Here is a 12555-nt window from a genome sequence, read left to right as displayed (position 1 = left end):
TTATGTATTGTATGTTTTAATTTTACTATTTATCTCAGAAATTACTTTCAATTTATCACAAGACCATTTAGGAAGATAAAGTTTTGGCTTGTAAGCATCTCCAGTCATTCTATGCACAACAGTATCCTCGTTCAGAATTTTGAAACTATCTACGACCCAATCAGTGTATTCATCCATCGTCAGAATTTTAAATTTATTTCGTAGATAATAATCGTACAACCTTGAATCTGTTTGTATATATAATGAATGAATTTTGATTCCCCAAATATCATGCAATTGCGTTTGATAAACACTTTCCAAAAAATCATCCTCAGTTTCATAAGGAAGACCTGCTATTACATGTGAGATTACTTTGATGTCATTATCCATTAGTTTCTTTGCCATATCAAAATAAACACCATTGCTATAAGCACGATTGATTAATTCTATCGTAGACTTTTTAGTGGATTGAAGGCCCATTTCAACCCATACATCCACATGTTTGTTTAAATCACTCAAAAGCTTTATCTTCTCATCATCTAAGCAGTCTCCTCTGGTGGCTATATCAAGCACCAGCACATTTTCGTTATCAATAGCATCTGAGTAAATTTTCCTAAGTTCATTTACAGGCTTGTAAGTATTGGTGAACGATTGAAAATACGCAATGAATTTGTCTGCTTTTTTCTTTTCAGATAATCTTTTAATTTGCAATTCGACTTGCTCCTTAATTGAATATTCATTAAAAGTAAATTCACCAGATCCACTTTCAGAACAAAAAATACAACCGTTAGAATTTTTTCTATTAGGACAACTGAATCCACCATCTAGCGGTAATTTGTAAACTTTCGTTCCGTATGTTTTTTTCAAATAATCACTTAATCTATTTATTTCTATTTTTTTCACGAATCCCCCTGAAAAAACTCTGCAACAATTCTACGCACTCATTTTCCATGATACTTTTTACTTCTATTTTATGATTGAGTCCTTCGTAATCATGTAATGATAGTAAAGACCCACAAGCGCCTCTTTTTTTATCAAAAGCTCCAAACACAACTTTTGGTATCCTCGAATATACCAAAGCTCCTGTGCACATCACACAAGGCTCCAATGTCACATACATTGTGCAATCATCAAGCCTAAAATTTCCAATAACCTTAGTTGCTTGATTAATAGCTTTTAATTCTGCATGCATTGTCGCATTGTTATCTGTTTCCACACTGTTATAAGCTTGAGCAATTATTTCTCCATCTTTAACAATGACACAACCTACAGGAACTTCATCCATATCATAAGCAATCTTCGCTTGTTCTATAGCTTTCATCATGAATTTTTCATCATTATTTTCCATAAATTATAAAACACCTTTCCTATCCGATTATATCAAATAGTTTGTGTTATTTAAATTTGAATACGGAAATTGTTTGTGATATTCTTTATATATAATGTAGTATTTAAGGAGGACTTATGTCAGAATCAAAATTTGAAGAGTTTCCATACGGAGAACTTGGAATCATAGCTATGAAAAACATTGAAGGTTTGGCAAAAGAAGTTGACGAACTTTTAATGAAAAAAAACGGTGCAACAGAAAGTTATTTATTAAAGATAACAGAATCCAGATTTAGTAACGGTGAAGGAAAAGTTACAATCGACGAATCAGTTAGAGGTCGTGATATTTTAATCATATCGGACGTTGGAAACTATGGATTGAAGTACAATATGTTTGGCGAACAAACTATAATCGGTCCAGATGAACACTTCCAAGATATCAAAAGAGTTATCTCCGCAATCAATGGAAAGGCTTCACGTATCAATGTAATGATGCCTCTTTTATATTCATCACGTCAACACAGACGTAAATCCAGAGAATCACTTGACTGTGCAATGGCACTTCAAGAATTAGAAGACATGGGAGTAGATGGAATTTACACATTTGATGTGCACGATCCAAACGTACAAAACGCAATCCCATTGATGACATTTGAAAACATCTATCCTACAGCAGAAATAGTTACTCACTTCTTAGAAAAAGAAAACATAACTACTGATGAATTAGACAAGAAAAATATGATCATTATTTCACCAGATACTGGTGCAATGGATAGAGCAATCTACTATTCAAATATTTTAAAACAAGACATAGGATTATTCTACAAAAGACGTGATTACACTAAAGTAGTCGACGGCAAGAACCCTATTATTGAACACAAATACATCGGACGTGAAGTAGAAGGCAAAGACATATTAATCGTAGATGATATGATTGCCTCAGGTGGATCTGTTATTGATATTGCAAAACAATTGAAAAAACAAAAAGCAAACAGAATATTCTGCGCAGTAAGTTTCGCTTTGTTTACTGAAGGTCCTGACAAATTCGATCAAATGAATAAAGAAGGCTACATCGACGGAGTTTATTCTACAAACTTGACATACGTACCAGAATCAATCAAAAACAAAGAATGGTTCCACGCTGTAGATATGAGCGAATTGATGAGCGAATTTATTCACCACATCAACAGAGAAGAATCTATCTCAATTTTGTTAGATAAAACAAGAGGTATTAATATTTTATAAGGAGAAAATAATGAAATCATCTCATGGAGCAAATCTTTTTGAAATTCAAAAAGAATACGGATTTAATATAGATGAAATCAAGGATTTCAGTTCAAACGTCAATCCTTTGGGTCCAAGCCCTAAAGCGATGACTAAGCTTGAAAAAAATCTTAATAAAGTCGGAGTATACCCTGACCCAAATTACGATCAATTATTATCATCTATTGAAAAATACACCAATGTATCAAGAGACAAAATCTTGCTTACATCGGGTAGCACTAATTTGATTTCATCATTTATATCTCTAATCAATCCAAAAAACGCAATAATATTCAACCCTAGTTATTCTGAGTACGAAAGAGAACTCAACAAAATCAACTCCAATATAATTTCTTACGATTTGGATAAATCAAATGATTTTGCGATAGATTGTGAGAAATTATCGAGAATGATAAAAGAAAATGACGTAAGTCTTGTAATATTAACCAATCCTAATAATCCAACAGGATATGCCATTGAAAACGGAAAACTTGAAGAACTTATCAAATCAAGCAATTGCTATTTTATGATAGATGAAACTTATGTTGAGTTTTCAGATGTAGACAAATATTCAGCAGTAAATTTAACTGAAAAATGCGATAACCTACTTGTTATACGCTCTACATCGAAGTTTTTCGCAGCTGCAGGAATAAGATTGGGTTACGGAATAACTGGAAATAAAAAGCTTTACGATGAAATAAATAAACACACAAATTTGTGGAACATAAATATCTTTGCCGACATTCTTGGTGGCGAGATGTTCACGGATACTTATTACCACAAAAACGTGTTCGAATTTATTAATAGTGAAAAAGAAAAAATGATATCTACTTTAGAAAAAATAGATTGCTTGAAAGTTTATCCTTCAAAATCGAATTTCGTACTATGCGAAATATTGGACAAAAAATTAACTGCGCATGAATTAAGAGAAAAATTAATTCCTCATGCTCTTATCATAAGAGACTGTGCATCGTTTAATAATTTGAGTGAATACTTTTTTAGATTTTGTATTTTGGATGAGCAATCAAACGACAAATTGCTAAAATTGATTGAAGATATTTTAAAATAATCGCAATTTAAAAGATCCCAGATTTTAAAAATCTGAGATCTTTTTTTGTTTGTTTAAATTACTTTTTTATCTTTTTTGTGTTCGTCTGATAATAAAGTTGCCATGTTAACAAATCTTTGAATTGTATCCTCATGATCTGGATGCAAATCAACTTTTTCAACATGAATTGCACACACTTTATACTCACCAGTTCCTGTAATTGGATCGTAGTGATTTGATGTCACTTCGTTTACTGGAGATTCTCTGTAGTGGAATGTCATGAATATCATATTAGGTAACACTCTGTCAGTTACTACAACACGAGTTACGATACTTCCTCTTCTGGATGTAACTCTAATAGTATCCAAATCTTTTACTCCCAATCTTTCTGCATCCACTGGATTGATTTCTGCAAGTTCGTAAGGACTTACTCCATCCAAATCTTTTGAGTATCTCGTAGTTATATTGTAATGATACAACATTCTTCCTGTACTTAAAATCATTGGATAATCTTCATCTGGCAATTCTTCTGATGGTCTGTATTCTATTTCCATCATTTGACCTTGACCTCTTGCAAATATTCCTTTATGCAAGTATTTTGTACCAGGGTGAGATGTTGTAGGACATGGCCATTGCAATCCAACTTTGTCAATTCTTTCGTAAGTCATACCTCTGTAACTTGGCATAGTTACTCTCATTTCTTCAAATACATCTTCACTTGTTTCATAACCAAAGAATACATTTGGATTGATGATTTTACTTACATCACACAAAATCGACCAGTCATTTCTAGCTTGTCCCGGAGGAGCAACAGCTTTTCTAACTCTTTGAACTCTTCTTTCAGTATTTGTAAATGTTCCGTCCTTTTCTGCATAGCAAGTTGCTGGGAATACAACATCCGCAAGTTTTGCAGTATCAGACATGAATATATCTTGAACAACTAATAAATCTAAATTATTCAAAGCTCTCTTAACGTGGTTTGCATCTGGATCTGATAAAACAGGATCTTCACCCATTATATACATTGCTTTAAGATTTCCCTTAACTGCTTGATTAAACATTTCAGGAATTTGGTATCCAAGATTTGGACTCAATGGAGTCTTCCATACGCTTTCGAAAAATTCACGAGCTTTTGGATCTGTAACTTTTGCATAAGCAGGATATGTGTTAGGCAATGCACCCAAATCACAAGCTCCTTGTACGTTGTTTTGACCTCTGATAGGGTTGATTCCTCCAGATTCAATACCAACGTGTCCAGTTAACATTCCTAGATTTGCCAAGCTCATTACGTTTTCTGTTCCATGAGTGTGTTCTGTGATACCAAGTGTATAGAATATACCAGCCTTTTCAGTCTTTGCATACAACAAAGCTGCTTGTCTGATTAATTCTTTGTCCACACCTGTAACTTTTTCAGCTTCTTCCAAATCGTATTTCATTACTGTTTTCTTCAAGCCTTCAAAGTTTTCAACACGTGATTCAATATAATCTTTGGCTTCTAATCCTTCTTCTATGATAACTTTCATCATAGCATTTAATAAGAATACATCCGTACCTGGATTTAATCTCAACCAAATATCCGCTTCTTCTGCCAAGCCTGTTTTTCTTGGATCAACAACGATAAGCTTAGTTCCTTTTTTAACAGCTTGTTTCATCTTATTACCAATAATAGGATGAGCTTCTGTAGCATTAGAACCTATAACAAACAACAATTCTGCACCCAGAATTTCTTCTATAGAGTTTGTCATAGCTCCACTTCCTAATGTAGCTGCAAGACCTGCAACTGTTGGGGCGTGTCAGGTTCTGGCGCAGTGATCGACGTTGTTTGTTCCGATCGCTGCTCTCATCATTTTTTGGAATACAAAGTTATCTTCATTTGTACATCTAGCCGAACTTAGACCAGCTATTGAATCTGGACCAAATTCCATCTTAATATCTCTTAACTTATTTCCAACATAACCTATGGCTTCATCCCAGCTACATTCAACCAATTCTCCATTTTTTCTAATCAATGGAGAAGTCAATCTTTCGTCTGAGTGAATCATATCTGTATGGAAACGACCTTTGATACAAAGTGCGTTTTGATTTACATAACCATCACATGGTTCAACACCTTGAACTTTTCCATTTTTTACTATTAAGTTGAATTGACATCCTGTTCCACAGAATGGACAAGTTGTCTTAACTTTTTCAACTTCCCAAGGTCTTGTATCTTTTAATTGTTTATTGATTAATGCACCTGTTGGACACACGCTTATGCATTGTCCACACATACGACAGTTTTCCTTAGATAGAGGAAGATCAAAAGCTGTAGAAATATAAGAATCAAATCCTCTATTTTTAAAATCTACTGTATGTGTACATTGAACTTCTTCACAAACTCTGACGCATTTTCCACACAAAATACATTTGTTTTGATCTCTAAAAATCAATGGATTCGTATCATCGACTTCGTGATTTTGAACTTCTATGTCGTAATTTCCATATTTTCCTAATACTTCTGGGTTTTTAACACCATATCTGTAGCACAAATCTTGTAATCTACAATTACCAACTTTTGAACAAGTCAAACAATCTTTAGGGTGATTCATCATCAAAAGTTTAAGTATATTTTGTCTAGTTTTTACTAAACGATCAGTTTCTGTCTTAACAACCATTCCGTCTTTGACCATGGTAGAACATGATGTTTGAAGTTTTCTGGATCCTTCTATCTCAACTAAGCACATTCTACAACCGCCAAATTCGCTCAGATATTTATCGTGACACAATGTCGGAATATCAATCCCAACTTTATGCGCAGCTTCTAATACAGTGGTATTTTCTTCGACTTGAATATCAATACCATCAATATTTATATTTAACATATTACACCTACCAAACTTCGTTAAATCCTACATTCAAAAATATTTCTTCTAGTTCAGTTTTATGCAATTTTTCCATTTTAGATAATCCAGAAAAAATATCTTGTTCAGCTTTATCTAAGCAAGAATTTGCAATATCAGCGTACAATTGCATAGCTTCTTCTTCTCTTTTGATAGCTAATTTGATAGCATCTCTAAAGTCCATTTCTGTAGTCATTCTTGGTCTATCAATGTCTTGTGATAAATTATAATCTTCGCTATCATCAATTTTGATAGTTTCAGCCTTAGTTTCTAAGAATTTTTGTAAGTAATCTTTGTGCTTTAATTCTTCTTTGCTAAGTCTTTCAAAAAGACTTTTAGTTTGTGGATCTTCTGCTTTTTCAGCTGCATCTTTGTAAAATGTATACGAATCATCTTCTCTATTTACAGCATCATCAATAATTGATATTAATTGTTCTCTATTCATTATTTCACCTATTCATTCTTTTTATTTATACATTAATTATCTATTTTTTCGATTTTGTCTAGAATCTTATCCAAACCTAATACATTATTCCAGCTAGCTTCGACAAATTCTCCACCAATTTTTTTGTAAGGTTGTTTTGGGTTATCCACATTCAATAATTCTGTAGTCAATCTACCCTTTAAGCAAAGTGGTCTGCCATTTTCTGGGCTTAATGCTCTTAATGCAAGATTCTTTCCATTTTTTCTCAAGACTTCAAATTCACAACCGTATTCGCAAACTTTGCATTGAACTTTCTTAGTTTCTAACTCCCATTTTCTTCCTAAATTCATAGCTCTCTTATCCATCAATGCACCTACTGGACAAGCTACTACGCATCTATTGCAAGATATACAATAAGAAGATTCAAATGTATCGTTAATATCTAAGTTAATTCTTGTTTCGTATCCTCTATTTGAGAAATTAAGAATTTTTCTATCATCCATGACATTACAAGTTCTTACGCACTTTCCACAAAGTATACACTTGCTATCATCTCTAATGATGTATGGAGAAGAATCATCTACTAATTTTTCTCTTCTTGCTCCGTCATGTTCTCTGAATTTTACTCCGTATTCATAAGAATATTTTTGTAATTGACATTCACCGGATTTTTGACAAGTCAAGCAATCATTTGGATGAGAATCCAACAACATTTGAAGAATTCTTTGTCTGTGTTTTATTAATCTATCAGTTTTAGTATGAACAACCATGTTGTCTTTTGCCAAAGTAGAACAAGCAGTCATTAATTTTTTGCTTCCTTCAACTTCAACTAAACAAAGTCTACAAGCGCTCACCACAGCCAAATTTTTATCGTAACATAAATTTGGAATATCAATCCCATTTTCTCTTGCTAAATCGATAATGAATTTAGGCTTATCAGTTTGAATTACTTTTCCATCAATAGTTACAGTAATCATACTATCTATCTCCTAACTACTGCGTGAACAGGACATACAGTTTCGCAATTACCGCATTTTATACATTGAGATTTGTCGATAACGTGTTGTTTCTTAACTTCTCCTTCTATACAACTTACAGGGCAATTTTTAGCACATTTTGTACAACCTATACACTTGTCTGTAATTTCGTATGATAAAAGTGCCTTACATGCATGAGCAGGACATTTCTTATCGTAAATGTGAGCTTCATATTCATTTCTGAAGTATTTTAATGTTGATATAACCGGATTTGGAGCTGTTTGTCCAAGACCACAAAGTGATGCAGAAGTAATGGTGTCACACAAATCTTCTAATGCTTCGATATCTCCATCTTCACCTTTTCCAGAAGTGATTTTTTCTAAGATTTCAAGCATTCTCTTAGTACCTTCACGACATGGAACACACTTACCGCAAGATTCATCTACTGTAAATTCAAGGAAGAATCTAGCGATATCAACCATACAGTCATCTTCATCCATAACAATCATTCCGCCTGATCCCATGATTGAACCGATTTTTGCCAATGATTCAAAATCAACCGGAGTGTCCAAAAATTCTTCTGGAATACATCCACCAGATGGTCCACCTGTTTGAACAGCTTTAAATTTCTTGCCGTCTTTAATTCCACCACCGATGTCAAATATGATTTCTCTTAAAGTTGATCCCATTGGAACTTCTACCAAACCAGTGTTTACAACTTTACCACCTAAAGCGAATACTTTAGTTCCTGGAGAACCTTCTGTACCATAACTTGTAAACCAATCTGCACCTTTGTACATGATTGCTGGAACGTTAGCAAATGTTTCAACGTTGTTGATAATAGTTGGTTTATCCCACAATCCTCTTTCAGCAGTTCTGAATATTTTAGTACGAGGCATTCCACGTCTTCCTTCGATAGATTCCATCAATGCAGTACCTTCACCACATACGAAAGCTCCAGAACCCAATCTCAATTCGATATCAAATGAGAAATCAGATCCAAAAATGTTGTTTCCTAAAAGATTCATTTCTTTTGCTTGTTGAATTGCAATTCTCAATCTTTTAACTGCAATTGGATATTCTGCTCTTACGTATATAAAACCTTGATTAGCACCTATCGCTCTACCGCAAATAGCCATACCTTCTAATACTGAATGAGGGTCTCCTTCAAGGATTGCTCTGTCCATGAAAGCACCAGGGTCACCTTCGTCTGCGTTACAGATAACATATTTTTGATTATTTTCTACTTTATAAGCTGATTCCCATTTTCTTCCTGTAGGGAAACCTGCTCCTCCACGACCTCTCAATCCTGATTTCTTCATTTCTTCAATTATTTCTTTTTGGTCTAAATCAAAAATGGCTTTATGTAAAGCTTGATAACCATCTGCACCAATATATTCGTTTAAAGATTCTAATTGAATTTTTTCTACATTTCTTAAAGCTATCTTAAATTGTTTATCGTAGAAATCAACTGAATTGTATTTCAAAATCTTATCGTCTTGTTTTGCATTTTCGTAAACTACATCTTCATCAACTTCGTCATTTACAATAGATTTATCGACAATGCTCTTAACATCTGATAATTTAACTCTTGTGTAGAAAATTCCTTCAGGATATACAACAACATTAGGACCAGTTTCGCAAAGTCCAATACATCCTACTGGAACAACGACTACGTTTTCAATTTTTTCTTCTTCTATATATTTGTTAAACTCATCAATCAAAGATTTAGCGCCTGTAGCTTCACAACCAGCCCCACCACACACAACTATTTGTTTTTCTTTTGGATTAGTATGTTCAACATAAATTTTATCCTTTACGAGTTCACGCATTTTGATATTTTTTGCATACTCTTCTCTTATCTCATTAAGTTTTTCAATATTCATAACAAATCCCCTAATAACTAATTATATTTACTAACAATTGATTCTAATTCATTAACAGCTACCTTACCGTACACATCGCCGTTAATAACAATAACTGGAGCTAATGCGCACAAACCAACACATCTACATGGTGTGATAGAAAATTTTTGATCTTCAGTAGTGCTACCTGCTGGAATCTTCAAAATCTCTTGTAGTTTTTCAGAAACTCTTTGAGCTCCTTTTACATAACAAGCAGTTCCTTCGCAAACTTGAATATCGTATTTTCCTTTTGGAATCAAAGAAAATTGTGCATAAAAAGTTATAACACCGTAAATTTCTGACAAAGGAATGTCTAATATTTTAGAAATCATTGTAATAATTTCCTTAGGCAAATAACCAAATTCATCTTGTGCACGTTGTAAAACGGGCATCAAAGGACCTTTAATATCCTTTTTGCTTCTTACAAATTCTCGAAATTCTTCGACTTGAGAAGCATGTTCTTTTAAGTCAAATGTAAAACTCATTAAAATCCTCCTATAAAATTGTTTTCCTTCCGTTATCAAAATTATTTTTTCTTTTATATTCTTAATTATACCACTTATATTGCCTAAAGTAAATTAGTATTATATTTGAAAACCACATTAATATTCATTATCATTTTAAATATTATCATATTTCCGCACTTTTATTGCATAAGTATTCTTTGTAATGCATTATTCGGATAATCAACTTTGTTATATTGATAAAGTAATTGATAAGTTTGAATTGTTATTACTTCATTTAATTAAATTAATATGTTTGTACAAAAATTTATGAAAATAATTTCCTTATGTTTTATACAAAATAGAAAAATATGATATAATATGAATTAGTAAATTAATTGGAGGTTATATGGATTTTATTATAGGTACATCAGGCCATATTGATCATGGAAAAACTACATTAATAAAAGCTTTAACCGGAAATAGCACTGATAGACTACCGGAAGAAAAAAAGAGAGGAATTTCTATCGATTTAGGTTTTAGCTATTTTGATCTTCCAAGTGGTCAACGAGCTGGAATAATTGACGTACCAGGTCACGAAAAATTCGTAAAAAATATGATGACCGGTACTTTTGGAATGGATATGATTCTTTTATGTATCGATAGTAAGGAAGGTGTAATGCCTCAAACTGTTGAACATTTGGATATACTTAGATTTTTAAATAAAACCGAAGGCATTGTCGTTTTAACCAAAAGAGACTTGGCAACTGATGAAGAAACTGAAAAAACAATCGAACAAGTTAAAGAATTAGTAAAAGGAACTTTCCTTGAAAATTGTCCTATTTGCGAAGTAGATTCTATTTCGAAAAGAGGACTAGATAATTTGATTCAAATGATAGATTCTGAATCCAAGAATTTAAAGCAAAAACATGCAGAAAGAGATTACAGAATGAATATTGACAGAAAGTTCAACGTAAAAGGAATTGGAACAGTTGTTACAGGAACTTTATTAGACGGAGATATTCATAAGGGAGAATCTTTTATTTATCCAATAGAAAAAGATATCAACATTAAAAATATTCAAGTCCATAACAAAAATGTGAATGTAGCTCACCCATCACAGAGGGTTGCTTTGAATATAAATCTTAATTTAGATGAAATAGACAGAGGTTATGTAATAGCTAAGAAAAACTCATTGAAAGCTTTCAATATGATAGATGTTAGACTTACGCTACTTGAAAGTGCCTCTCCACTTAACCACTGGGACAGAGTCAGACTATTCCACGGAACAAAAGAAATTTTCGGAAGAGTTGTTCCTCTTGATAAGCAAGTAATCCAACCAGGAACTCAAGCACTGGTTCAAATAAGACTTGAAGAAAAAATTTATGCAAAAACATCTGACCCATTTATTTTGAGACAATTTTCACCACAAGTTACAATTGGTGGCGGAATTATAATAGATGGTTCTGTTAGAAAACATAAATTATTCGATGAAGAAATCATTGAAAATCTAAAAATCAAAGAAGAAGGTAAAATCAAAGACATCATCTTAAATTATCTGCGAGACGAGATTTTTCCTACTAAAATTGATGACTTGGTATTCTATTCTTCGGAATCAAAAGACAAAGTTTTAAAAGAATTAGACGAACTAAAACAAGAAGATAAAGTTGTAATTAGAAATGATAAAGTATTAGAAAAAGAAGCTTACTTAAAATTATTAGGTAAATTAAAAATGTTTGTGATATCATTCCACAAGACAAATCCTTTATTACCTGGTATTAACAAGGAAGAACTTCTTAAAAAATTACAACTTGATGACGATAGACCATTCTTCAATTACATGCTTAAAGACTTAAACGACCAAGAGGTTTTGATGGAAGAAAGTGGTATAATATCTTCTAAATCTCACAAAGTTCAATTAAGTGATGAAGATGAAAAAATCAGAAAGAAAATGCTTCAAGATATTTGTCAAAACCAGTTCGACAAATTATTGAAGATAGACAATGTTGTTCACAACCAAAAGGACAAGACTATTTTGGGAATTTTATTGCAAAAAGACGTCGTAATTTTAAGAGATAACTTTTTGATTTCTAAAAAATGTTACGACAAATTCATCAAAACTGTCGATGATCATTTCAATAACAACAAAACTTTGAATGTAAAAGAACTCAAAGACATGCTCAATATGTCAAGAAAAAGTGCAATCACTCTTTTAGAAACATTGGACATTAAAGGCTACACTAAAAGAATTGAAAATGACAGGGTTAAAGTAAAAGATTTTAAATAATAGAGCTGGGCTTTGCTTGTGCATT

The 12555-nt window shown here is 32.6% G+C and carries 9 protein-coding genes and 1 pseudogene; 3 read left to right on the top strand and 7 right to left on the bottom strand.

Annotated features, from left to right (window positions below; genetic code table 11):
* Together GKG01_RS04165 and tadA are read right to left on the bottom strand one after the other, a co-directional pair.
* Positions 1-882, bottom strand: a complete 882-nt coding sequence (locus GKG01_RS04165; protein WP_172975091.1) for a TIGR01212 family radical SAM protein — start codon at positions 880-882, stop codon at positions 1-3.
* Complete coding sequence (gene tadA / locus GKG01_RS04160) at positions 860-1327, bottom strand: tRNA adenosine(34) deaminase TadA (RefSeq protein ID WP_154271595.1); 468 nt, start codon at positions 1325-1327, stop codon at positions 860-862. The genes GKG01_RS04165 and tadA overlap by 23 nt, the downstream gene beginning before the upstream one ends.
* 116 nt (positions 1328-1443) lie before the next feature.
* Between tadA and GKG01_RS04155 the strand changes: the two genes are divergently transcribed.
* Both GKG01_RS04155 and GKG01_RS04150 read left to right on the top strand, forming a co-directional pair.
* A complete protein-coding gene (locus GKG01_RS04155) occupies positions 1444-2550 on the top strand; it encodes a ribose-phosphate pyrophosphokinase (RefSeq protein WP_094207395.1) in 1107 nt (368 codons plus the stop codon).
* A 10-nt stretch (positions 2551-2560) separates the two neighbouring features.
* Entirely contained in the window at positions 2561-3637 is a 1077-nt protein-coding gene (locus tag GKG01_RS04150) for a histidinol-phosphate transaminase (RefSeq protein ID WP_154271594.1), read from the top strand.
* Positions 3638-3786: 149 nt separating this feature from the next.
* Here GKG01_RS04150 and fdhF read toward each other — a convergent pair.
* The 5 genes and pseudogenes from fdhF to GKG01_RS04125 form a co-directional block, all read right to left on the bottom strand.
* Positions 3787-6477: pseudogene (gene fdhF / locus GKG01_RS04145) on the bottom strand (formate dehydrogenase subunit alpha); the annotation flags it as partial.
* Between the two features lie 7 nt (positions 6478-6484).
* The gene (locus GKG01_RS04140) at positions 6485-6940 is read right to left on the bottom strand and encodes a ferritin family protein (protein ID WP_154271592.1); all 456 of its coding nucleotides are present in this window, start codon (positions 6938-6940) and stop codon (positions 6485-6487) included.
* Positions 6941-6972: 32 nt separating this feature from the next.
* Positions 6973-7896: a 2Fe-2S iron-sulfur cluster-binding protein gene (locus GKG01_RS04135; protein WP_094207399.1), complete on the bottom strand. Its 924-nt coding sequence runs from the start codon at positions 7894-7896 to the stop codon at positions 6973-6975.
* Positions 7897-7901: 5 nt separating this feature from the next.
* Positions 7902-9782 carry an NADH-quinone oxidoreductase subunit NuoF gene (locus GKG01_RS04130; protein WP_154271591.1) on the bottom strand — a complete coding sequence of 627 codons (1881 nt, stop codon included), beginning with the start codon at positions 9780-9782 and terminating at the stop codon, positions 7902-7904.
* 17 nt (positions 9783-9799) lie between these two features.
* Complete coding sequence (locus GKG01_RS04125; RefSeq protein WP_094207401.1) at positions 9800-10285, bottom strand: NAD(P)H-dependent oxidoreductase subunit E; 486 nt, start codon at positions 10283-10285, stop codon at positions 9800-9802.
* A gap of 367 nt (positions 10286-10652) precedes the next feature.
* Between GKG01_RS04125 and selB the strand changes: the two genes are divergently transcribed.
* Positions 10653-12530, top strand: coding sequence for a selenocysteine-specific translation elongation factor (gene selB / locus GKG01_RS04120; protein ID WP_154271590.1), 1878 nt, complete (start codon positions 10653-10655; stop codon positions 12528-12530).
* Positions 12531-12555 lie beyond the last annotated feature (25 nt).

Origin of the sequence: Finegoldia sp. BIOML-A4, assembly GCF_009679635.1 — a bacterium.
Lineage (GTDB): Bacteria > Bacillota > Clostridia > Tissierellales > Peptoniphilaceae > Finegoldia > Finegoldia magna.
This window is presented reverse-complemented; position numbering and strand designations above follow the sequence as displayed.

Bases quoted from the DNA above. Each gene is read 5' to 3' on its own strand.
- tadA (WP_154271595.1), bottom strand. From the start codon at position 1,327: ATGGAAAATAATGATGAAAAATTCATGATGAAAGCTATAGAACAAGCG.
- GKG01_RS04125 (WP_094207401.1), bottom strand. From the start codon at position 10,285: ATGAGTTTTACATTTGACTTAAAAGAACATGCTTCTCAAGTCGAAGAA.
- GKG01_RS04135 (WP_094207399.1), bottom strand. From the start codon at position 7,896: ATGATTACTGTAACTATTGATGGAAAAGTAATTCAAACTGATAAGCCT.
- GKG01_RS04150 (WP_154271594.1), top strand. From the start codon at position 2,561: ATGAAATCATCTCATGGAGCAAATCTTTTTGAAATTCAAAAAGAATAC.
- selB (WP_154271590.1), top strand. From the start codon at position 10,653: ATGGATTTTATTATAGGTACATCAGGCCATATTGATCATGGAAAAACT.
- GKG01_RS04140 (WP_154271592.1), bottom strand. From the start codon at position 6,940: ATGAATAGAGAACAATTAATATCAATTATTGATGATGCTGTAAATAGA.
- GKG01_RS04155 (WP_094207395.1), top strand. From the start codon at position 1,444: ATGTCAGAATCAAAATTTGAAGAGTTTCCATACGGAGAACTTGGAATC.
- GKG01_RS04130 (WP_154271591.1), bottom strand. From the start codon at position 9,782: ATGAATATTGAAAAACTTAATGAGATAAGAGAAGAGTATGCAAAAAAT.